Origin of the sequence: Streptomyces sp. NPDC091282 (assembly GCF_044757385.1) — a bacterium.
Lineage (GTDB): Bacteria > Actinomycetota > Actinomycetes > Streptomycetales > Streptomycetaceae > Streptomyces > Streptomyces gramineus.
On record NZ_JBIVUX010000005.1, the window covers coordinates 292,631 to 312,622 of the forward strand.

A 19,992-nucleotide genomic window follows, 5' to 3' on the forward strand; every position below is an offset into this window, starting at 1 on the left:
GCGAGGGGGTCAGCGACTCTAACCGTCTGCCGCCGCTCCGGGTCGGCCTCTGCGCGAAACTTCCCTCCCCCGAGGGAACAGGCGATTCCTGTTACCGGTCACCGATTCCCACGGTGCTCACCAGTCGCTCTTCGACGAGGAGTTCGACATGAACTTCCGCACGACGTAGATGAGACCACCGACCAGCGCCACGAAGATCAGCAGCTTGAAGAGCAGGTAGGCCAGGAAGCCGACGATGGAGCCGATCAGACCGCCGAACACCACCAGCGCGATCACCGGCACCGCGATCCACTTCACCCACCACGGCAGACCCGTGAAGATCTCTCGCATTGCCCTGCCCTCTGCTTTCCCGTGCGCCTCGGCACGTACGGTCGTCTCGTGCGTGCCGCACGATGCGATGTCCTGCACACGATGCTAGAGCCGCGAAGGGTGCGTCCGGGGGCCTCTGATCCCCCGTCCTCCCCTGACCTCTCCCCTAGGGAACCCTGAGGGCGGGCATCAGGCCTCGGGCGGAGAGAAGACGACCAGAACCCTCAGGTCCTCGCTGATGTGATGGAACTTGTGGGCCACACCGGCCGGCACGTACACGACGCTGCCCCGGGCCACCTGGGTGGTCTCCATGCCGACGGTGATCGCGGCGCGGCCGCTCACGACGAAGTAGACCTCGTCCTGGCCGTGCGGGTTCTGCGGGTCCTGGGCGCCCGCGTCCAGGGCGTAGAGGCCGACGGACATGTTCCTCTCCCGCAGGAACTGCAGGTAGGCCCCGTCGTTGGCGGCGCGCTCCGCCTCCAGTTCGTCCAGCCGGAATGCCTTCATCGCCGTCGTTCGCCCTCGCCTCACTGCTTGCATCGGATCTCTTCTGCCACGATCAGACACATGATGAATTTCCTAGTCAAGACGATCGCCAACGCGGGCGCCCTCGCCGTCGCCGTGTGGCTGCTCGACAAGATCACCCTGACCGGCGACAGCACCGCCAAGAAGGTCTGGACGCTGATCCTGGTCGCCCTGGTCTTCGGTCTGGTGAACTTCCTGGTCAAGCCGATCGTCAAGATTCTTACCTTCCCGCTGTTCATCCTCACGCTCGGCCTGATCACCCTGGTGGTCAACGCGCTGATGCTGCTGCTGACCTCCTGGGTCTGCGACAAGCTGGACCTGAGCTTCCACGTGCAGGGATTCTGGACGGCCGTGCTCGGCGGCCTGATCATCTCGATCGTGTCCTGGGCCCTGAACATGATCCTTCCCGACACGGACTGACCCCCGATGACCTACCGCGTCTGCTTCGTCTGCACGGGCAACATCTGCCGCTCCCCGATGGCCGAATCCGTCTTCCGCGCCCGGTCGGCCGAGGCCGGGCTCGACGACCGTGTCGAGGTCGACAGTGCCGGCACCGGCGGCTGGCACGAGGGCGACGGCGCCGACCCGCGCACCGTCCGCGTCCTTGAGGAGCACGGCTACGAGGGCGAGCACACCGCGCGCCAGTTCCAGGCGTCCTGGTTCGACCGCCTCGACCTCGTGATCGCCCTCGACTCCGGCCACCTCAAGGCGCTGCGCGCCCTCGCCCCCACCGACGAGGACGCCCGCAAGGTACGGCTCCTGCGCTCCTACGACCCCGGTGCCGCCGGCGACCTCGACGTACCGGATCCGTACTACGGCGGTCTGGACGGCTTCGAGGAGTGTCTTGAGATGGTGGAGGCGGCGAGCAAGGGACTGCTCGCCGCCGTACGCGACGAAGTGGAGGGAACGGCGGCATGAGTGAATCCGACTCCGGCCCGGTGACGGGTGAGGGCACGCGCGCGGTGCGCGCGGGACTGCCCGAGCCGGTCAAGAACGAACCGACCCTGCCCGGTCCGGTGTTCGCCGCGCACTTCCACCTGCCCGGCGAGGTCAGCGGGCCGTACGCCTACGGCCGTGACGAGAACCCGACGTGGACCCACCTGGAGCGCGCCATCGGCGAGCTGGAGGCGCCGGGCGAGGACGTCGAGACACTGGTGTTCGCCTCGGGCCTCGCGGCCGTCTCCGCCGTGCTCTTCTCGCAGCTGCGCGCCGGGGACGCGGTCGTACTGCCGTCCGACGGCTACCAGGTGCTGCCGCTGGTCCGCGCCCAGCTGGAGGCCTACGGCATCGAGGTGCGCACCGCTGCGACCGCGGGCGACGCCCAGCTCGACGTCCTGGACGGGGCGAAGCTGCTGTTGATCGAGTCGCCGTGCAACCCCGGGCTCGACGTGTGCGACATCCGGCGGCAGGCCGTGGAGGCACACGCGCGGGGCGCCCTCGTCGTCGTGGACAACACCCTCGCGACCCCGCTCGGCCAGCGGCCGCTGGTGCTGGGCGCCGACTTCTCCGTGGCCAGCGGCACCAAGCAGCTCACCGGGCACGGCGACGTCCTGCTCGGCTACGTCTGCGGACGCGACGCTCAGGCCATGGCCGCCGTGCGCCGGTGGCGCAAGATCATCGGTGCGATCGCCGGGCCCATGGAGGCCTGGCTGGCCCACCGGTCCCTGGCCACCCTGGACCTGCGCGTGGACCGGCAGAACGCCACCGCACTGGTGCTCGCCGAAGCACTCGGCGAGCGGCCGGAGGTGACCGGGCTGCGCTACCCGGGACTGCCGGACGATCCCGCGCACAAGATCGCCACACAGCAGATGCGGCGCTACGGCTCGGTGGTCTCCTTCGCGCTGCCCACGCGCGCGCGTGCCGACCGTTTCCTGGAGTCCCTGCGGCTGGTCGACGACGCGACGAGCTTCGGCGGGGTGCGCTCCACGGCCGAGCGACGGCGGCGCTGGGGCGGGGACGACGTACCGGAGGGCTTCATCCGGCTGTCGGTCGGGGCGGAGGATCCCGACGATCTGGTGGCCGACGTGCTCCGTGCCCTCGACGAGTCGGGGCAGTGACCGGATTACGGACGCTCGGGCCGATCCGGCTACGCATGTCGGACGGTCCGAGCCTCCCCCCTCGTGGCTCGGACCGCCCCGGTTCTCGCGCGTCAAGAACCGCGCGACCAAGGCTAGTTGACTCTGCGTCAGTGTCCAATCACTGTAGGGGCAGAGACCTATCGACTTATTTATAGTTGGGGACCTGCCCCGAGGGCCGGCACGGGGCAGGGCGAAGGGAAGGGCGAACGATGGACCTGGCCTTGCTGCGGACCTTCGTGACCGTGCACCGGGCCGGCTCCTTCACCCGCGCCGCCGCCCTGCTCGGACTCTCGCAGCCGGCCGTGACCTCGCAGATCCGCACCCTGGAAAGACAGCTGGGCCGTCCGCTCTTCCTGCGCCAGGCCCGTGGGGTGACCCCGACGACCATCGGTGACGAACTCGCCCACAAAGCCGCACCGCACCTCGACGCCCTCGTGGAGATAGCGGAACGCGGCCGCCACGACGACTCCTCCGTGCGCACCCTGCATCTCGCGGGCCCGCCCGAGTTCACCGCCGAGCGGGCCCTGCCCGCCCTCTCGGAGCTCGCCGCCGACGACGGCCAGGCCTTCGCGCTGCGCGCCTCGTTCGGCAACGCCGAGGAGACCCTGGAGGGGCTCTCCGCAGGCCACCACGACCTGGCCATCAGTACCGTCCGGCCGCGCGGCGCCCTGCTCACCGCCACCGCCCTCTGCGATGAGGAACACGTTCTGGTCGCGGCTCCCCGCTGGGCCGAGGAGATCGGCGCCGGGACGGTACGGGACAAGGGTGCGCCGGTCCTGGAGAACCTGCCCGTCGTCGAGGTCCACGAGTCGCTGCCCTTCGTCTCGCGCTACTGGGGTTCCGTCTTCGACGCCCGGCCGGCCGCCTCCGGCACCGTCGTCGTACCCGATCTGCGGGCCGTTCTCGCCTGCGCGGTCGCGGGCGCCGGTCTCGCCGTGCTGCCCCGCTATCTGTGCGCGGCCGCCCTGGGCCGCGGCGAGGTCCAGGAGCTGCACGAGCCCGCGATCCCCCCGCTGCGGACCTACTTCCTGGCGGTGCGGACCGGCACGCTCGCCATGCCGCATGTGGCGCGGGCACACGAGTGGCTCCACCACGCCGCCGCGGACTGGGGCTGACCAGATCAGGCGGTGTTGACGCGCTGCGGCCGCACGGTGGCGCTTCGCGATGTTTCACGTGGAACGAGCTGGGCCACATTTCTCCCATGACCGTCCGACCCGTGGTCAAGCGCACCGCACGCGCCGTTCTCCTGGACGGCGACGACCTGATCCTGATCAAGCGCACCAAGCCAGGTGTCGATCCCTACTGGGTCACCCCCGGTGGCGGGGTCGAACCGGAGGACACCACTGTCGTCGACGCCCTCCACCGCGAGGTGCACGAGGAACTCGGCGCCAAGATCACCGACGTGGTGCCGTGCTTCGTGGACACCGTGGAGCACATCGGCGACACCGGCAGTGCCACCGGTGTGAAGGTGCAGCTCTTCTTCGTCTGCCGGCTGGAGTCCATGGACCCGGCTCTGCGGCACGGCCCCGAGATCGAGGAGCCCGCCGGCGAGTACGAGATCGTGCGCGTCCCGTTCACCCGGGTCGGCATCGCCTCCGTGCACCTCGTGCCGCTCTCCCTGCGCCACTACCTCGACGGCAACATCGAAGGCGTACGGGCCATGCACGCCCCCGACCTCGGGTGACGGATCAGTCGCCGACGACGACCAGTTCCTCGACCGAGTCATGCCGGATGCGGTGCGCCGGGATGCCGACGTCCCGCAAGGCGTGCACACCGTTGCGGATCATGCCGGGCGGCCCCGAGAGGTAGGCGTCGTACTCGCTCCACGATCCGTACGTGCGGATGGCGTCCGGCAGCTGGAGGTGCGCCTGCTGGTCGACGATCGTGCGGACCGAGAGCCAGGGGTGGCTCTGCTGGAGCCGGAGCAGGGGGTCGATGTCGTACAGGTCGTAGTCGGTGCGGGCGCCGTAGAACACCTCGACCGGTCGGCGGGCGCCGCGTTCGGCGATGTCCTCGACCAGCGCCTTGATGGGGGCGATGCCGGTGCCGCCGCCCAGGCAGAGCAGTCCGTTGTCCTTCGTGTGGTCGACGGTCATCGAGCCGACGGGCGGCCCGAGGCGGATGACGTCACCGGGACGGGCGCGGTGCACGAGCGCGTTGGAGACCCAGCCCGCCGGCACGGCCTTCACATGGAACGTCAGCAGCCCGTCCGAACGGGGCGCGGAGGCGAAGGAGTAGTGCCGCCAGACCCGTGGCCACCAGGGCGTCTCCACGCTCGTGTACTGCCCGGCGAGGAAGGGGTACGGCTGGTCGGGGCGGACCGTGATCACCGCGACGTCCGGGGTCCTGAGGTCGTGGGCGACGACCTGCGCATGCCACCAGGCCGGCGCGCGCAGTTCGTCCACCGACGCCGCGTCGATCATTACCTGGGACATCGTCGTGTACGCCCGCACCCAGGCCGCCTCCGTCTCCGGGTCCCAGACGGCCGCGGCGTACTTGCTCAACGCACCGATCAGGCACTCGCCGACCGCCGGATAGTGCTCCGGGCGGGTGCCGTACTTGCGGTGGCCGCGGCCCAGGTTCTGGAGGTACTCGACCAGGACGGGCGTGTTGTCGATGTGTTCGGCCGCGGTGAGCAGCGCCTTCAGCAGCCGGTCCCGCTGGGTGTCCATGGCGGCCGGGAACAGGGAACGCAGTTCGGGATGGCGCACGAAGAGCAGCGCGTAGAAGTACGAGGTGACCTTGTCGGCGACCGGGCCGACCTCGGCCATGGTGTTCTGGATGCGTGCCGCGTCCGGGGAGGCCCCCGTGCCCGGCTGCGCGGCGCGCTGCGGCGGGATCCGCTGCCCCGCCGCGGGGGCGTGCTGCCCGACCGGCGGGCCCTGAGCGGGGCTCTGGAGGCCGCCGGGCTCCTCCGTGGGCCGTATTCGCGCCTGAGCCCCTTCCGGCGCGGGAGGACGGCCCTGAGACGGTTCTTGCCGACCGCCCGGTCCCACGACCGGATGTTCGGCGGCGGGCTCGACCGGGGCCGCCTTGCTGGGGGACGTGAACCAGCTGCTGCCGCCGGCCCCGTCGTTGCCCGCCGACGTGGTGGTCGGAGCATCCATGGTGTGCCTCGCCTCGAACATCTTTCGGTCGGTCTGCGCACTTCACTCGGAAGGTGCTGGTCTTCCCCCGTTGACGGCTGGCTCTTCCCGGTCCGGCCTGTGGCCGACACACGACCCCATTGAACCCGCGCTTCTTACGCGTACGGACAAGTACGGCGAAAGTGTGACATGGACCGCAGTCGCTCCCGGCGGGACAACTCCTCCCGGACAGGAACCGGAGTCGACCCTACCGGCCGCCGCCTCCCACACAAGTTCCCCCTGTCTCCCCCACCAATCCGACAACGGGCGAACCACAAGGTCCCTCAACTACCGGACGCCACGAGTCAATTCGTAGGCATCCCACAGATCCTGGCCCGTGTACGAGTACGTCGCGAGACCGGCTAGATGTCCGTCCGCGTTGACCGCCACGGAGACCGGAACCACGCGGAACAACTCACGGTCCGACAGGGAATCCCCGTAGGCGACACAGTCCGCCCGGCCCACTCCGAACTCCGCGCACAGGCGGTCGGCGATGGTCACCTTGGCCGCGGCGTCGAGAAGGCCCGCCGGATCCACCGGATCGACGAAGGGCACCGCGGGGAAGCGCGACCCGAAGGCCGCGTGGGCGCCCCAGTCCAACAGCCGCTCCACGAAGAACGAGGGCGAGAGCGAGACCACCGCGCAGTAGTCGCCCGCTGCCCTGATCTCGGCCCAGACATCCCGGATGCGGGCCAGCCAGGGCGCTCCGTCGAACGCGGCGGCCACCTCCGCGACGGTCAGCTCGGCCCAGAGGGCGTAGACCCGCGCCGCGTACTCGGGCGGGGTCATCCGGCCCGCCGACATCACCCGGTCAAGCTCTACCGTCTCCGCTTCCAGACCGAGTTGACGGGAGATCTCGACGGGAGCGGAGGTGCCGTGCAGCAACGTGCCGTCGAGATCGAAGAGGTGAAGTCTCGCCATGCCTCCCGAGGCTACTGGGAAGCCACCTCGTCCTGGGCAGGTCCCGGGCAGCGACTGTGAGGCGATGTTTCACGTGAAACGTCCCCCGTCTGTCCAGAGGTTGTGCACGGGGCTACCGCATGGCCAAAACCCCGTGCGTCTCCCTCGAAACGGGTGGACGCCACGGCTGCCGGTCGGACAGCCTGACCTGCGTGCCCACTCCTGCCGTCGCCACTCTGCCCATTCGCCGGCTGACGCCACGCGACCTCACCGCCTGCGCCGACTTGTCCGAGGACCGGGGGTGGCCGCGCGAGGAACACAAGTGGCGGCTGCTCCTGTCGGCCGGGACGGGGCACGGCATCGACGACCCCGCCGGAGGCCTGGTCGCCGCCTGCGTCGTCACGGAGTACGGCTCAGGGGAACGTCCGGATCTCGGTGCGATCGGCATGGTCCTGGTGGCCGCGCGGCACGCTCGTCAGGGTGTCGGACGCCGGTTGATGCGGCACGTCGTCTCGGCGATGGGGACGGTCCCCCTGACCCTGTACGCGACCCCCTACGGCCGTCCGCTCTACGAGGAGCTGGGGTTCAAGACCACGGGACGCTCGGAGATGCTGACCGGGTTCTTCACGCCGGGCGGCCCGCAGTCCCGCGTGGCGACACGGAAGGCCAACGCCGAGGACCTCGGCGCCATCCTGCGGCTGGACGAGGAGGTGTTCGGCACCGACCGCACGCCTCTCATCGCCCGCCTGCCCGCGTTCTCCGACCAGTTGCGGGTGGCCGTGGACGGCGGAGAGATCGTCGGCTTCGCGGCCGCCTGGCCCAACATGGACACGCACGTCGTCGGACCGCTGATCGCCCGCGACACGGAGACGGCGAAGTCCCTCGTCACGTCGCTCGCCGCCCACACCGACCGGCCGCTGCGCACCGACATCGACGTCCGTCACGAGGACCTGCTGGCCTGGGCCAAGGACCGGGGGCTGGCTTCGGTCGCCATGAACTCCGTCATGACCTACGGCATCACGGAGGTGCCGGGAGACTGGACCCGGCGGTTCGCGCCGCTGACGGTGGCGGCGGGCTGAGGCTCCGCCCGCACGGCGCCCGTCGGCCTCCCTGAGGAGGCGACGGGACGGCTCAGTGGTGCATCGACTCCTGCCGTGCCTCCCGCGCACCGTCCGCGGTCGCCGGGCTCGGGACGGCATCACGGCGCTCCAGCGCGGCCGACAGGAAGGCGAGGACGAGGGCGGCCGCGGCGAGGGCGGCGCCGACCCAGTTGGGGGAGGTGTAGCCGAATCCGGCGGCGATCACCATGCCGCCGAGCCAGGCGGACAGGGCGTTGCCGAGGTTGAAGGCGCCGATGTTCACCGCCGACGCCAGGGTGGGAGCGCCGTGCGCCTGGTCGAGGACGCGCTTCTGCAGCGGCGGTACGGTCGCGAAGCCCAGGGCGCCGATCAGGGCGACGGTCACCGCTGCCGCGATCTTGTTGTGCGCGGTGACCGTGAAGAGGGCGAGGACGACGGCCAAGGCGCCCAGGGACACGTACAGCATGGGCATCAGGGCCCGGTCGGCGAACCTGCCGCCGACGAGGTTGCCGCCGACCATCCCGAGGCCGAAGAGGACCAGTAGCCAGGTGACGGAGCCGTCGGCGAAGCCGGCGACGTGGGTCATCATCGGCGCGATGTAGGTGATGGCCGCGAAGACACCGCCGAACCCGAGGACGGTCATCGCCATGGCGAGCAGGACCTGGGTGTTCTTGAACGCGGCCAGCTCGTGCCGCAGGTGCACGCCTTCCGGCTTGGGCAGCTCGGGCACCAGCCTGGCGATGCCGGCCAGGCCGACCACACCGAGGGCGGCGACGATGCCGAAGGTCACGCGCCAGCCGACGTGCTGTCCCACCAGGGTGCCGAGCGGGACACCGATGACGTTGGCGACGGTGAGCCCGGTGAACATCATGGCGATGGCCCCGGCCTTCTTGCTCGGCGCGACCAGTTCGGCCGCCACCACTGAGCCGATGCCGAAGAAGGCGCCGTGGGCGAGGGAGGCGACCACGCGGCCGATCAGCATGACGGCGAAGGAGGGGGCGAGGGCGGACACCAGGTTGCCCGCGACGAACAGGGCCATCAGCAGCATCAGCATCCGCTTGCGCGGGACCTTGGTGCCGAGGACGGTCATCAGCGGGGCGCCCAGCACCACACCGAGCGCGTAGCCGGTCACGAGAAGGCCGGCGGTGGGGATGGAGACACCGAAGTCACCGGCGACCTCGGGCAGCAAACCCATGATCACGAACTCGGTGGTGCCGATTCCGAAGGCCCCGATCGCGAGGGCCAGAAGCGCGAGAGGCATGGAAGACCTTCCCAGACGATTGCAGGTGCGCTTAGCGTGCGTCCACATTAATTGCAGACGCGGGCTAAATGCAACCGCCGGATATTGCGCGTCTGCTCTATCCTGGGTTCAGCCGCTCCGGGACGGAGGAACACGCCAATGACAGCGACGGACCCAGCGCTCACCGCCCTAGCCCAGGGCTGGTGCGCACTTTCCCTGCTCCACGGGAGGATCGAGGCGCACATCGAGCGCGCCCTGCAGGCCAGGCACGACCTCAGCGTGCGCGAGTACTCCCTGCTGGACGTCCTCAGCCGGCAGCACGACGACGAGGGCGGCCATCTGCAGATGAAGCAGGTCGCCGACGCCGTCGTGCTCAGCCAGAGCGCCACCACACGGCTGGTGACCCGCCTCGAGGACCGGGGCCTCCTGGAGCGCTACCTCTGCCCGACGGATCGGCGCGGCATCTACACGAACGTCACCGAGACGGGGCTGCGGCTGCTCGAAGAGGCTCGCCCCACCAACGACACCGCGCTGCGCGAGGCCCTCGACGAGGCGGCCAGGAACCCCGAGCTGGCTCCCCTGGTACGGGTCGTGGAATCGCTGAACGTGCCCGCATAGGCTGCGAGCATGGGAGATCTTGACATACGCGCCGCGGTCGCCGACGACGTCCCGGCCATCGTCGGCATGCTCGCCGACGACCCGCTGGGCGCCCGGCGGGAATCACCGGACGACCTGACCCCCTACTTCAGCGCCCTGGAGCGGCTCAACGCCGACCCCAACCAGCGGCTGGTGGTCGCCGTGCGCGAGGGCCGCGTCGTCGGCACGCTCCAGCTCACGTTCATCCCCGGCCTGTCGAGGCGGGGCGCGACCCGGTCGATCATCGAGGCCGTACGCATCCACGCGGACGAGCGCGGCGGCGGGCTGGGCACCCGGTTCATCGAGTGGGCGATCGAGGAGTCCCGCCGTCAGGGCTGCCAGTTGGTGCAGCTGACCTCGGACGCGTCCCGCACCGGCGCCCACCGCTTCTACGAGCGGCTCGGTTTCACCGGCTCGCACGTCGGTTTCAAGCTGGAGCTCTGACCCGCGGGCGTTGACGGTCCGCGCGATCCTCAGGGTGGCGTTTCACGTGAAACGCCACCCTCCGCCGGTCTAGCCGATCCCCCGCCATCCCTCGGGGTCCACCCCACCGGGTACCGGAGCGGTCTCTTCGTACGGCTGGCGCGTGAACACGAAGGATCCGAGGTCCAGGTGGCTCACGGTGTCGTCGGACCGCCGTACGGGCCGTAGAAGCTCTCCGGCGTAATAGCCCTCGAGTCCGGTCCAGGTGCCGTCGCCGTTGGCCCGGAAGCACGCACGGCGGCCCGCGCCCGACAGCGGCCCCAGCGAGATGAGCCCGTCGGCCGTCACCCGCAGGGCGAAGGGGTGCGTGCCCCAGTACCACTGGCCCGCCAGCTCCAGGACCGACGGGTCCACCTGGGCCAGCGGCCGCCACGGCTCGGGAATGCGCGGCTCGGCCTCCGCGACGATGCGTACGAGGTCGGCGCCGACGGCGGTCACCGTGGGGCCCGAGGTGCAGTTGGTGAGCACCACGGCCGCGACGTCGTCGTCCACGCTGATGGTGAGACTGGCCAGGAAGCCGGGCAGCGAGCCGGAGTGCCCGACCAGCAACCGGCCGTCACGGCGCTGGATCTGCAGACCGAGCCCGTAGGTGGCACCGTCCAGCACATCGGCGGGCTCGGCGGGAGCCGCGGGGACGCGCATCTCCCGTACCGACTCGGCGCTCAGAACCCGGTCGTCACCGGCCGCCAGGAACACCGCGAAGCGGGCCAGATCGCCCGTGGTCGACCAGAGCTGCCCCGCCGGTGCCATCCGCCCGAGGTCCTCCAGCGGCTCCGGAAGCATCGCATCGGCCCAGGGATGCACCGCCCAGCCACCCGCGTGCGGCGCGAGCGGCCGGCAGCTCGTGCGGTCTAGACCCAGCGGTTCGAGCACCTCCCGCCGGAGCACCTCCTCCCAGGGAGCACCGCGCAGCCCCTCGACCAGGGCGCCGAGCAGGGTGTAACCGGGGTTGGAGTAGTGGTGCCGGCGGCCGACCGGGTGCAGGAGAGGCTGCTCTCCGAGGACGTCGCTCAGCTCGGGCCGCAGCGAGCCCGGAGTCCGCTCCCACCAGGGCGCGGGCGACTCGGCCGCCAGCCCGCCGGTGTGCGCGAGGAGTTCGGCGATCGTCGCCTCCCCCGCGCCGGTGCCCGGCAGATGCTTCTCCAGCGGATCGCCGAGATCGAGCAGCCCTTCGTCACGCAGCCGGAGCACCAGGACCGCCGTGAACGTCTTGGTGATCGAGCCGATGCGGTACTGCACGTCCTCGTCCGGCTGGTGCCCGCCCACCGAGGTCCGCGCTCCGTGCCAGACGGCCCGGCCGCCGCGCACGACGGCGGCCACCAGTGACGGCGCCCGTCCCTCGGCCTGGGCGACGGCGATCCGATGCAGCAGCGCCCGTCGGGTGGCGGGCAGCAGCTCTTCCTGAAATGTCGTCATGCGCCCAGTCCACCCGGTGAGCAGGGCCGCGTCGAGTCCATTTCGGTGGTGCGGATCAGGTCTGTGCCATGTCCACGAAGCGGGAGTAGTGGCCCTGGAAGGCCACGGTGATCGTCGCGGTCGGACCGTTTCGGTGCTTGCCGACGATGATGTCGGCCTCGCCCGCGCGCGGCGACTCCTTCTCGTAGGCGTCCTCGCGGTGGAGCAGGATGACCATGTCGGCGTCCTGCTCGATGGAGCCGGACTCACGCAGGTCGGAGACCATCGGCTTCTTGTCCGTACGCTGCTCGGGACCACGGTTGAGCTGCGAGAGCGCGATCACCGGGACCTCCAGCTCCTTGGCCAGCAGCTTGAGGTTACGGGACATGTCCGAGACCTCCTGCTGACGGCTCTCGGAGCGCTTGGAGCCGGACTGCATCAGCTGCAGATAGTCGATGATCACGAGCTTGATGTCGTTGCGCTGTTTGAGCCGGCGGCACTTGGCCCGGATCTCCATCATCGACAGGTTCGGGGAGTCGTCGATGTACAGCGGCGCGGCCGACACGTCGGGCATCCGGCGGGCGAGCCGGGTCCAGTCCTCGTCGGTCATCGTGCCGGAGCGCATGTGGTGCAGGGCGACCCTGGCCTCGGCGGACAGCAGACGCATCGCGATCTCGTTGCGGCCCATCTCAAGGGAGAAGATGACGCTGGGCAGGTTGTTCTTGATCGAAGCGGCCCGGGCGAAGTCCAGCGCGAGGGTGGACTTACCCATGGCGGGGCGGGCGGCGATGACGATCATCTGGCCTGGGTGCAGGCCGTTGGTGAGCGAGTCCAGGTCGGTGAAGCCGGTGGGCACGCCGGTCATCTCACCGGTGCGGGAGCCGATCGCCTCGATCTCGTCGAGGGCACCCTCCATGATGTCGCCGAGCGGCAGGTAGTCCTCGCTGGTCCGCTGCTCGGTGACCGCGTAGATCTCGGCCTGCGCGCTGTTGACGATCTCGTCCACGTCGCCGTCGGCCGCGTATCCCATCTGCGTGATCCGCGTTCCGGCCTCGACGAGACGGCGCAGCACCGCACGCTCGTGGACGATCTCCGCGTAGTACTCGGCGTTCGCGGCCGTCGGCACCATCTGGACGAGGGTGTGCAGATAGGAGGCCCCGCCGACCTTGTTGATCTCACCGCGTTTGGTGAGTTCGGCGGCGATGGTGATGGGGTCGGCCGGCTCGCCCTTGGCGTAGACGTCGAGGATCGCCTGGTAGATCGTCTCGTGCGCAGGCTTGTAGAAGTCGTGGCCCTTGAGGATCTCCACGACGTCGGCGATGGCGTCCTTGGACAGCAGCATGCCGCCGAGCACGGACTGTTCGGCGTCGAGGTCCTGCGGCGGGATCCGCTCGAAGGTGGACCCTCCGCCGTCCCAGTCCCCGCTGTCCCGGCCCCGGTCGTGCCGGTCGTCCCGCCCCCGGCCGCTGTCACCGCGTCCGCGGGAGGCGGGCAGGCGATCACTGGGACCGGCCTCGGCCCACGGATCGTCCAAGGGCTCGGAAATACTCACCGAGCCACCTCCTCCCGTCCGCCCGGCGGACCTCGCCGTGGCCACATTTCTACGGCACGGCACTGACAAACCAAGGCGCCCATTCCGGTTCCCAGCGCGTCGGTTTTGTGAGGTTTCCGAGGCCATGTGGAGGAGCGTGCGCCGGACCACGGTAGGCCCGCGGGCACCGTCAGCCAATCTGGTTATCCACAGGCCATGTGGACGACGGCCCGTATGCTGTGGAGAACTCGCCGAAACCTGTGCACGACACGGTGGACAGCCCTGTGAACAAGCCCTCGAACTTTCTTGGCGACTCGCTCTGACCTGCACCTTTCCCGTCCACCGGCTGTGCAGAAGAAAAACTTTCCCAGTCGGATCAAGATCGCTTCAGCCGATCCGTGAAGGCATGGCCCACACCGACCCGAGTAAGGGGCGCATGGCAATTGCATCTCTTACCTGTGGACGATTAGATTAGCGCCCATGTCACAGGCTCCCGCGATCCCCGAGGCCACCCGACGCCGGCACGACCGCGAGATCGTCGCACTGGCCGTCCCGGCCTTCGGCGCGCTCGTCGCCGAGCCTCTTTTCGTCATGGCCGACAGCGCCATCGTCGGCCATCTCGGCACCGCGCAGCTCGCGGGCCTCGGCGTCGCCTCCGCACTTCTCACCACCGCCGTGAGCGTCTTCGTCTTCCTCGCCTACGCCACCACTGCGGCCGTCGCCCGCAGGGTCGGGTCCGGCGATCTTCCCGCGGCCATCCGCCAGGGCATGGACGGCATCTGGCTGGCGCTCCTGCTCGGACTGGGCGTCATCGCCGTCACCCTGCCCCTGGCCCCCGGCATCGTTGATCTCTTCGGGGCCTCCGCCACCGCCGGACCCTACGCGACCACCTATCTGAGGATCTCCGCACTGGGCATCCCGGCCATGCTGATCGTGCTCGCCGCGACCGGCGTCCTGCGCGGCCTCCAGGACACCCGAACCCCGCTGTACGTAGCCGTCGGCGGCTTCGTCGCCAACGCCGCCCTGAACGCCGGGCTCGTCTACGGCGCCGGACTGGGCATCGCCGGCTCCGCCTGGGGCACCGTCATCGCCCAGTGCGCGATGGCGGCGGTCTATCTGACCGTCGTCGTGCGGGGAGCCCGCAAGCACGGAGCATCTCTGCGCCCCGATGCGGCCGGGATCCGTGCCTCGGCCCAGGCCGGGGCACCTCTGCTCGTCCGGACGCTCTCCCTGCGGGCCGTCCTCATGATCGCCACTGCCGTGGCCGCCCGGCTCGGCGATGCCGACATCGCCGCCCACCAGATCGTGCTGTCCCTGTGGAGTCTGCTGGCCTTCGCCCTGGACGCGATAGCCATCGCCGGGCAGGCCATCATCGGCCGCTACCTCGGCGCGGGCGACACCGCCGGCGCTCGTGAGGCATGCCGTCGGATGGTCCAGTGGGGCATCGCCACCGGAGTCGTCCTCGGTCTGCTCGTGGTGGCCGCCCGGCCGTTCTTCCTGCCCCTGTTCAGCAGCGATCCGACCGTCAAGGACATCGCGCTGCCGGCGCTGCTCATCGTGGCACTCTCCCAGCCGATCTCCGGCGTGGTCTTCGTCCTCGACGGCGTCCTCATGGGTGCGGGAGACGGGCCGTATCTCGCCGGGGCCATGGTCATGACGCTGGCCGTCTTCACGCCGGTGGCGCTTCTGGTCCCCGCCTTCGGCGGCGGGCTCACGGCACTCTGGGCGGCCATGACCCTCATGATGCTCACCCGGATGCTGACGCTCTGGCTGCGCACCCGCTCGGGCCGCTGGATCGTGACCGGTGCGACGCGCTGACGGTCCACCACCCCGCGCCTGTTTCACGTGAAACGTGAATCACCGCGAGCTGCCACGTTTCACGTGAAACACCCGCCGCACTGCACGATGCCGGCAGACCGAAGGGGGCCGCACCCTCGCGGGTACGGCCCCCTTCAGCTACTGCTCGATCCGATCGCAGCCTCAGGCCGCGACGACCTCGATGCTGACCTTGGCGGCAACCTCGGGGTGCAGACGCACGAACGTCTCGTGGGCGCCCAGCGTCTTGATGGGCGAGCCCAGCTCGATGCGGCGCTTGTCGACCTCGGGGCCACCGGAAGCCTTGATCGCCGAAGCGACGTCGGCCGGGGTGACGGAACCGAAGAGACGACCGGCGTCGCCCGAGCGGACGGCCAGACGGACCTTGACGCCCTCGAGCTGGGCCTTCACGGAGTTGGCCTGCTCGATGGTCTGGATCTCGTGGATCTTGCGAGCACGACGGATCTGCTCGACGTCCTTCTCGCCACCCTTGGTCCAGCGAATAGCGAACTTCCGCGGGATCAGGTAGTTGCGAGCGTAACCGTCCTTGACGTCGACGACATCGCCGGCGGCACCGAGGCCAGAGACCTCGTGGGTGAGGATGATCTTCATGTGTCGGTCACCCTTCCCTTATCGCGCGGTGGACGTGTAGGGCAGCAGCGCCATCTCACGGCTGTTCTTGACGGCCGTGGCGACGTCACGCTGGTGCTGCGTGCAGTTGCCGGTCACGCGGCGGGCACGGATCTTGCCGCGGTCGGAAATGAACTTCCGCAGCATGTTCGTGTCCTTGTAGTCCACGTACTGGACCTTGTCCTTGCAGAACGCGCAGACCTTCTTCTTAGGCTTGCGCACAGGCGGCTTCGCCATGGTGTTTCTCCTGTGTGATCAAGAAGTGGGGATGCGAGCCGTGCCCTAGAAGGGGGGCTCGTCCGAGTAGCCGCCGCCACCGCCGCCGCTGCCGCCGGAGCCGCCGCCCCAGCCGCCGCCACCCTGGTTGCCACCGCCGGCGGGAGCGCCGGAGGCCCAGGGGTCGTCGTTGGGAGCGCCGCCGCCCTGCTGGCCACCGCCGGAGCCGCCGCCCCAGCCGCCGCCACCCTGGCCGCCACCGCCGCCGTAACCGCCCTGGCCACCGCGTCCGCCACCACCGGCGGTCTTGGTGACCTTGGCCGTGGCACTGCGCAGGCTGGCGCCGACTTCCTCGACGTCCAGCTCGTAGACCGTGCGCTTGACACCCTCACGGTCCTCGTAGGACCGCTGCTTCAGCCGGCCCTGCACGATGACGCGCATGCCTCGCTGGAGCGACTCGGCGACGTTCTCCGCCGCCTGACGCCAGACCGAGCAGGTCAGGAACAGGCTCTCGCCGTCCTTCCACTCGTTGGTCTGACGGTCGAAGGTGCGGGGAGTGGACGCGACGCGGAACTTCGCGACCGCCGCACCGGACGGGGTGAAGCGCAGCTCGGGGTCGTCGACAAGATTGCCGACGACCGTGATGACGGTCTCGCCTGCCATGGGGGTACCTCTCGGCGGGTTTGCTGCTGGCTGCTTGCTGCTACTCGAAACCCGAGATCAGCTGAGCGGGAAGCTCAGTGGGTCTCGGGACGGAGGACCTTGGTCCGGAGGACCGACTCGTTCAGGTTCATCTGGCGGTCGAGCTCCTTCACGACCGCAGGCTCGGCCTGCAGGTCGATGACCGAGTAGATGCCCTCGGGCTTCTTCTTGATCTCGTACGAGAGACGACGACGGCCCCAGGTGTCGACCTTCTCCACCTTGCCGTTGCCCTCACGGACGACGGAGAGGAAGTTCTCGATCAGGGGGGCGACAGCGCGCTCCTCCAGATCGGGGTCGAGGATGACCATCACCTCGTAGTGACGCATGTGGAACCCACCTCCTTTGGACTCAGCGGCCACGGTCGTTCCGTGGCAGGAGGGTTGTGATGCGTACGCAACGGTATCGGCCGCCACTGACAAGCGGGGGGCTTCCCTCGGGATCCCCGGCCGCGGGCCTGGGCAGACACCGGTGCAGACGGTACACACTACCCGCACACCTGCTTCCGGTTGAAATCCGGCCGCCGGGGCCCACAATCTGTACACATCGGGTGTGTACGGCGCTACGATGCGCCGCTTTCCGCAGGAGGTGCCCCATGGCACAGGCATTGCGACCCAACACCGCCGGATCCCTGTTCGCCACCGACGGCAAGACCCATGTGCTCCAGGACACGCTGATGGCCGTGACGCTGGCGCTCGGCCTGATCGCCTTCATCACGTCGTTCTTCCACAGCCTGCACCTGCTCAGCTCGTGGGCCGGCCTCATCGGCATCTTCACCGGCCTGTACGGCCAGTGGGTCTCGATCACCACACGCGAGCGCTTCGGTCTGATCCTGGGTCTCGGTGCCGCGGGCATCGGCTTCTTCATCGGCATGGCCCACGGCGGCCTGTTCGGATAGGCCTCCGGCCCCCTCCCGCACCACCGCGTCACGCCCCGGCCGCACCGGTGCCGGGGCGTTGGTGGTGTACGCCCAGTCGGGTCACGGACAAGGCGCAGTAGGCTTCGCCGCGAGAGCCGGAGCCCCTGTACCCATGGGGACACACCAGCCCGAGGAGCGCCCCGACATGAGCCTGACCCTGCGGACCATCAGCCGCGAACAGCATCTGGCATACATCCAGAGCCTGCCTGCGGCTAGCCACATGCAGGTCCCGGCCTGGGCAGATGTCAAGGCGGAGTGGCGTTCGGAGAACCTCGGCTGGTTCGACGAGCGCACCGGCGAGATGGTCGGCGCGGGCCTGGTGCTGTACCGCCAGCTGCCCAAGATCAAGCGCTATCTCGCGTACCTCCCCGAGGGCCCGGTCATCAACTGGTTCGCGCCGAATCTCGACGAGTGGATCCAGCCGATGCTGGCCCACCTCAAGCAGCAGGGCGCGTTCTCCGTGAAGATGGGCCCGCCGGTGATCATCCGGCGCTGGGAGGCCAACTCCATCAAGGCCGGCATCCAGAACCCGGACGTGAAGCGCCTGCGTGACATCGAGGCCGACTTCATCGAGCCGCGCGCCTTCGAGGTGGCCGACAAGCTGCGCCGGATGGGCTGGCAGCAGGGCGAGGACGGCGGCGCCGGCTTCGGTGACGTGCAGCCGCGTTACGTCTACCAGGTGCCGCTGGCGAACCGTTCCCTTGAAGAGGTCCACAAGAACTTCAACCAGCTGTGGCGCCGCAACATCAAGAAGGCCGAGAAGGCCGGCGTCGAGGTCGTCCAGGGCGGTTACCAGGACCTGGCGGAGTGGCAGCGGCTGTACGAGATCACGGCGGTGCGCGACCACTTCCGGCCGCGTCCGCTGTCGTACTTCCAGCGCATGTGGACGGCGCTCAACACCGAGGACCCCAACCGGATGCGGCTGTACTTCGCCCGGCACAACGGGGTGAACCTGTCCGCGGCGACGATGCTGATCGTCGGCGGGCACGTCTGGTACTCCTACGGCGCCTCCGACAACATCGGCCGCGAGGTGCGCCCGTCCAACGCCATGCAGTGGCGGATGCTGCGGGACGCCTACGCACTCGGCGCCACCGTCTACGACCTGCGCGGCATCTCGGACTCGCTGGACGAGACGGATCACCTCTTCGGCCTCATCCAGTTCAAGGTGGGCACCGGCGGCCAGGCCGCCGAATACCTCGGCGAGTGGGACTTCCCGCTGAACAAGCTGCTCCACAAGGCTCTCGACATCTACATGTCGCGCCGCTGACGTCACGCTCCGTGCTTCTATAGCCTGAAACACCCCAGCCATCCAGAAAGGTCCCAGGTCCGGCCATGGCGCTCACGCTCTACGTCGACACCGCGCGCTGGCGTGCGCACCACAAGCACGTGCAGGAGCAGTTCCCGGGTCTCGTCCCGGTCTGCAAGGGCAACGGCTACGGGTTCGGGCACGAACGCCTGGCGGAGGAGGCCACCCGCCTCGGCTCGGACGTCCTGGCCGTCGGCACGACGTACGAGGCCGCGCGCATCAAGGACTGGTTCGGCGGCGACCTGCTGGTGCTGACGCCGTACCGGCGCGGCGAGGAGCCCGTCCCGCTGCCCGACCGGGTCATCCGCTCGGTCTCGTCCATCGACGGCGTGTACGGCCTGGTGGGTGCACGCGTGGTCATCGAGGTGATGTCCTCGATGAAGCGCCACGGCATCAGCGAGCAGGACCTGCCGCAGCTCCACTCGGCCATAGAGAACGTCCGGCTTGAGGGCTTCGCCATCCACCTGCCGCTGGACCGGACCGACGGCTCGGACGCCGTCGAGGAGGTCATCGGCTGGATGGACCGGCTGCGCGCGGCCCGGCTGCCGCTGCACACGATGTTCGTCAGCCACCTCAAAGCCGACGAACTCGCGCGGCTGCAGCAGCAGTTCCCGCAGACCCGCTTCCGGGCCCGGATCGGCACCCGGCTGTGGCTGGGGGACCACGACGCCACCGAGTACCGCGGGGCGGTCCTGGACGTCACCCGCGTCGCCAAGGGCGACCGGTTCGGCTACCGGCAGCAGAAGGCGGCCTCGGACGGCTATCTGGTGGTCGTGGCGGGCGGTACGTCGCACGGGGTGGGCCTGGAGGCGCCGAAGGCCCTGCACGGCGTCATGCCGCGCGCCAAGGGCGTCGCACGGGCCGGCCTGGCCACGGTGAACCGGAACCTTTCGCCGTTCGTCTGGGGCGGCAAGCAGCGCTGGTTCGCGGAGCCGCCGCACATGCAGGTGTCGATCCTGTTCGTGCCGAACGACGCTCCGGAGCCGACGGTGGGCGAGGAGCTGGTGGCCCATCTGCGGCACACCACCACCCAGTTCGACCGCATCGTGGACCGCTGACCGGTCCCCGGAACGCGAGAAGGGCCGTACACGGTTTTCGTGTACGGC

23 protein-coding genes are annotated in these 19,992 nt (G+C 69.5%); 12 read left to right on the plus strand and 11 right to left on the minus strand.

Going from position 1 to position 19,992, the window contains the following annotated elements; all coding sequences use genetic code 11:
• Window positions 1–117 precede the first annotated feature (117 nt).
• Window positions 118–330, minus strand: a complete 213-nt coding sequence (locus tag ACIQOE_RS24730; protein ID WP_351748160.1) for a DUF5326 family protein — start codon at window positions 328–330, stop codon at window positions 118–120.
• Window positions 331–498: 168 nt separating this feature from the next.
• On the minus strand, window positions 499–816 hold the full coding sequence (locus ACIQOE_RS24735; RefSeq protein ID WP_351316437.1) for a cupin domain-containing protein: 318 nt from the start codon (window positions 814–816) through the stop codon (window positions 499–501).
• A gap of 60 nt (window positions 817–876) precedes the next feature.
• Between ACIQOE_RS24735 and ACIQOE_RS24740 the strand changes: the two genes are divergently transcribed.
• The 5 genes from ACIQOE_RS24740 (at window position 877) to ACIQOE_RS24760 (ending at window position 4,596) form a co-directional block, all read left to right on the plus strand.
• A complete protein-coding gene (locus ACIQOE_RS24740) occupies window positions 877–1,254 on the plus strand; it encodes a phage holin family protein (protein WP_351316440.1) in 378 nt (125 codons plus the stop codon).
• A gap of 6 nt (window positions 1,255–1,260) precedes the next feature.
• Complete coding sequence (locus ACIQOE_RS24745) at window positions 1,261–1,752, plus strand: low molecular weight protein-tyrosine-phosphatase (protein WP_401413783.1); 492 nt, start codon at window positions 1,261–1,263, stop codon at window positions 1,750–1,752.
• The gene (locus ACIQOE_RS24750) at window positions 1,749–2,891 is read left to right on the plus strand and encodes a cystathionine gamma-lyase (protein ID WP_401413786.1); all 1,143 of its coding nucleotides are present in this window, start codon (window positions 1,749–1,751) and stop codon (window positions 2,889–2,891) included. The genes ACIQOE_RS24745 and ACIQOE_RS24750 overlap by 4 nt, the downstream gene beginning before the upstream one ends.
• A 230-nt stretch (window positions 2,892–3,121) precedes the next feature.
• Entirely contained in the window at window positions 3,122–4,027 is a 906-nt protein-coding gene (locus ACIQOE_RS24755; protein WP_401413789.1) for a LysR family transcriptional regulator, read from the plus strand.
• A gap of 86 nt (window positions 4,028–4,113) precedes the next feature.
• On the plus strand, window positions 4,114–4,596 hold the full coding sequence (locus tag ACIQOE_RS24760) for an NUDIX hydrolase (RefSeq protein WP_351316452.1): 483 nt from the start codon (window positions 4,114–4,116) through the stop codon (window positions 4,594–4,596).
• A gap of 4 nt (window positions 4,597–4,600) precedes the next feature.
• Here ACIQOE_RS24760 and ACIQOE_RS24765 read toward each other — a convergent pair whose 3' ends face one another.
• The gene (locus ACIQOE_RS24765; RefSeq protein ID WP_401413791.1) at window positions 4,601–6,019 is read right to left on the minus strand and encodes a globin domain-containing protein; all 1,419 of its coding nucleotides are present in this window, start codon (window positions 6,017–6,019) and stop codon (window positions 4,601–4,603) included.
• Between the two features lie 306 nt (window positions 6,020–6,325).
• The gene (locus ACIQOE_RS24770) at window positions 6,326–6,958 is read right to left on the minus strand and encodes an HAD-IB family phosphatase (RefSeq protein WP_362639891.1); all 633 of its coding nucleotides are present in this window, start codon (window positions 6,956–6,958) and stop codon (window positions 6,326–6,328) included.
• A 191-nt stretch (window positions 6,959–7,149) separates the two neighbouring features.
• On the opposite strand from ACIQOE_RS24770, the gene ACIQOE_RS24775 reads away from it, so the two are divergent.
• Complete coding sequence (locus ACIQOE_RS24775) at window positions 7,150–8,016, plus strand: GNAT family N-acetyltransferase (RefSeq protein ID WP_401413795.1); 867 nt, start codon at window positions 7,150–7,152, stop codon at window positions 8,014–8,016.
• 52 nt (window positions 8,017–8,068) lie between these two features.
• Here the strand turns inward: ACIQOE_RS24775 and ACIQOE_RS24780 are convergent, their stop codons facing one another.
• The gene (locus tag ACIQOE_RS24780; protein ID WP_401413797.1) at window positions 8,069–9,277 is read right to left on the minus strand and encodes an MFS transporter; all 1,209 of its coding nucleotides are present in this window, start codon (window positions 9,275–9,277) and stop codon (window positions 8,069–8,071) included.
• A 138-nt stretch (window positions 9,278–9,415) separates the two neighbouring features.
• Here ACIQOE_RS24780 and ACIQOE_RS24785 point away from each other — a divergent pair, with 138 nt between their 5' ends.
• The gene (locus tag ACIQOE_RS24785) at window positions 9,416–9,874 is read left to right on the plus strand and encodes a MarR family transcriptional regulator (RefSeq protein WP_362639896.1); all 459 of its coding nucleotides are present in this window, start codon (window positions 9,416–9,418) and stop codon (window positions 9,872–9,874) included.
• A 9-nt stretch (window positions 9,875–9,883) separates the two neighbouring features.
• Window positions 9,884–10,336, plus strand: coding sequence for a GNAT family N-acetyltransferase (locus tag ACIQOE_RS24790; RefSeq protein WP_362639898.1), 453 nt, complete (start codon window positions 9,884–9,886; stop codon window positions 10,334–10,336).
• Window positions 10,337–10,405: 69 nt separating this feature from the next.
• Here the strand turns inward: ACIQOE_RS24790 and ACIQOE_RS24795 are convergent, their stop codons facing one another.
• On the minus strand, window positions 10,406–11,791 hold the full coding sequence (locus ACIQOE_RS24795; RefSeq protein ID WP_401413799.1) for a serine hydrolase domain-containing protein: 1,386 nt from the start codon (window positions 11,789–11,791) through the stop codon (window positions 10,406–10,408).
• Between the two features lie 55 nt (window positions 11,792–11,846).
• Window positions 11,847–13,322, minus strand: a complete 1,476-nt coding sequence (dnaB, locus tag ACIQOE_RS24800; protein WP_351316472.1) for a replicative DNA helicase — start codon at window positions 13,320–13,322, stop codon at window positions 11,847–11,849.
• A gap of 459 nt (window positions 13,323–13,781) precedes the next feature.
• Between dnaB and ACIQOE_RS24805 the strand changes: the two genes are divergently transcribed.
• Complete coding sequence (locus ACIQOE_RS24805; RefSeq protein WP_401413801.1) at window positions 13,782–15,119, plus strand: MATE family efflux transporter; 1,338 nt, start codon at window positions 13,782–13,784, stop codon at window positions 15,117–15,119.
• Between the two features lie 162 nt (window positions 15,120–15,281).
• Here the strand turns inward: ACIQOE_RS24805 and rplI are convergent, their stop codons facing one another.
• From rplI to rpsF, 4 genes are all read right to left on the minus strand, one after another.
• Entirely contained in the window at window positions 15,282–15,728 is a 447-nt protein-coding gene (gene rplI, locus ACIQOE_RS24810; RefSeq protein WP_351316483.1) for a 50S ribosomal protein L9, read from the minus strand.
• Window positions 15,729–15,746: 18 nt separating this feature from the next.
• Window positions 15,747–15,983 carry a 30S ribosomal protein S18 gene (gene rpsR, locus ACIQOE_RS24815; RefSeq protein ID WP_006381652.1) on the minus strand — a complete coding sequence of 79 codons (237 nt, stop codon included), beginning with the start codon at window positions 15,981–15,983 and terminating at the stop codon, window positions 15,747–15,749.
• A gap of 45 nt (window positions 15,984–16,028) precedes the next feature.
• Window positions 16,029–16,625 (minus strand): single-stranded DNA-binding protein, encoded by a 597-nt coding sequence (locus ACIQOE_RS24820; RefSeq protein ID WP_365559081.1) that lies wholly within the window; start codon window positions 16,623–16,625, stop codon window positions 16,029–16,031.
• Window positions 16,626–16,699: 74 nt separating this feature from the next.
• A complete protein-coding gene (rpsF, locus tag ACIQOE_RS24825; RefSeq protein WP_005482942.1) occupies window positions 16,700–16,990 on the minus strand; it encodes a 30S ribosomal protein S6 in 291 nt (96 codons plus the stop codon).
• 266 nt (window positions 16,991–17,256) lie between these two features.
• On the opposite strand from rpsF, the gene ACIQOE_RS24830 reads away from it, so the two are divergent.
• The 3 genes from ACIQOE_RS24830 to ACIQOE_RS24840 all read left to right on the plus strand — a co-directional run bounded on the left by ACIQOE_RS24830 (window position 17,257) and on the right by ACIQOE_RS24840 (window position 19,944).
• Window positions 17,257–17,559 (plus strand): hypothetical protein, encoded by a 303-nt coding sequence (locus ACIQOE_RS24830; RefSeq protein WP_399011815.1) that lies wholly within the window; start codon window positions 17,257–17,259, stop codon window positions 17,557–17,559.
• Between the two features lie 166 nt (window positions 17,560–17,725).
• Window positions 17,726–18,847 carry a peptidoglycan bridge formation glycyltransferase FemX gene (femX, locus tag ACIQOE_RS24835; RefSeq protein ID WP_351317829.1) on the plus strand — a complete coding sequence of 374 codons (1,122 nt, stop codon included), beginning with the start codon at window positions 17,726–17,728 and terminating at the stop codon, window positions 18,845–18,847.
• 65 nt (window positions 18,848–18,912) lie between these two features.
• A complete protein-coding gene (locus ACIQOE_RS24840) occupies window positions 18,913–19,944 on the plus strand; it encodes an alanine racemase (protein WP_351316492.1) in 1,032 nt (343 codons plus the stop codon).
• Window positions 19,945–19,992 lie beyond the last annotated feature (48 nt).

Excerpts from the sequence above, each read along its gene's own strand:
- ACIQOE_RS24730 (WP_351748160.1), bottom strand. The coding sequence starts at position 330 with ATGCGAGAGATCTTCACGGGTCTGCCGTGGTGGGTGAAGTGGATCGCG.
- ACIQOE_RS24735 (WP_351316437.1), bottom strand. The coding sequence starts at position 816 with ATGAAGGCATTCCGGCTGGACGAACTGGAGGCGGAGCGCGCCGCCAAC.
- ACIQOE_RS24740 (WP_351316440.1), top strand. The coding sequence starts at position 877 with ATGATGAATTTCCTAGTCAAGACGATCGCCAACGCGGGCGCCCTCGCC.
- ACIQOE_RS24745 (WP_401413783.1), top strand. The coding sequence starts at position 1,261 with ATGACCTACCGCGTCTGCTTCGTCTGCACGGGCAACATCTGCCGCTCC.
- ACIQOE_RS24750 (WP_401413786.1), top strand. The coding sequence starts at position 1,749 with ATGAGTGAATCCGACTCCGGCCCGGTGACGGGTGAGGGCACGCGCGCG.
- ACIQOE_RS24755 (WP_401413789.1), top strand. The coding sequence starts at position 3,122 with ATGGACCTGGCCTTGCTGCGGACCTTCGTGACCGTGCACCGGGCCGGC.
- ACIQOE_RS24760 (WP_351316452.1), top strand. The coding sequence starts at position 4,114 with ATGACCGTCCGACCCGTGGTCAAGCGCACCGCACGCGCCGTTCTCCTG.
- ACIQOE_RS24765 (WP_401413791.1), bottom strand. The coding sequence starts at position 6,019 with ATGGATGCTCCGACCACCACGTCGGCGGGCAACGACGGGGCCGGCGGC.
- ACIQOE_RS24770 (WP_362639891.1), bottom strand. The coding sequence starts at position 6,958 with ATGGCGAGACTTCACCTCTTCGATCTCGACGGCACGTTGCTGCACGGC.
- ACIQOE_RS24780 (WP_401413797.1), bottom strand. The coding sequence starts at position 9,277 with ATGCCTCTCGCGCTTCTGGCCCTCGCGATCGGGGCCTTCGGAATCGGC.
- ACIQOE_RS24785 (WP_362639896.1), top strand. The coding sequence starts at position 9,416 with ATGACAGCGACGGACCCAGCGCTCACCGCCCTAGCCCAGGGCTGGTGC.
- ACIQOE_RS24790 (WP_362639898.1), top strand. The coding sequence starts at position 9,884 with ATGGGAGATCTTGACATACGCGCCGCGGTCGCCGACGACGTCCCGGCC.
- ACIQOE_RS24795 (WP_401413799.1), bottom strand. The coding sequence starts at position 11,791 with ATGACGACATTTCAGGAAGAGCTGCTGCCCGCCACCCGACGGGCGCTG.
- ACIQOE_RS24805 (WP_401413801.1), top strand. The coding sequence starts at position 13,782 with ATGTCACAGGCTCCCGCGATCCCCGAGGCCACCCGACGCCGGCACGAC.
- rplI (WP_351316483.1), bottom strand. The coding sequence starts at position 15,728 with ATGAAGATCATCCTCACCCACGAGGTCTCTGGCCTCGGTGCCGCCGGC.
- rpsR (WP_006381652.1), bottom strand. The coding sequence starts at position 15,983 with ATGGCGAAGCCGCCTGTGCGCAAGCCTAAGAAGAAGGTCTGCGCGTTC.
- ACIQOE_RS24820 (WP_365559081.1), bottom strand. The coding sequence starts at position 16,625 with ATGGCAGGCGAGACCGTCATCACGGTCGTCGGCAATCTTGTCGACGAC.
- rpsF (WP_005482942.1), bottom strand. The coding sequence starts at position 16,990 with ATGCGTCACTACGAGGTGATGGTCATCCTCGACCCCGATCTGGAGGAG.
- ACIQOE_RS24830 (WP_399011815.1), top strand. The coding sequence starts at position 17,257 with ATGGCACAGGCATTGCGACCCAACACCGCCGGATCCCTGTTCGCCACC.
- femX (WP_351317829.1), top strand. The coding sequence starts at position 17,726 with ATGAGCCTGACCCTGCGGACCATCAGCCGCGAACAGCATCTGGCATAC.
- ACIQOE_RS24840 (WP_351316492.1), top strand. The coding sequence starts at position 18,913 with ATGGCGCTCACGCTCTACGTCGACACCGCGCGCTGGCGTGCGCACCAC.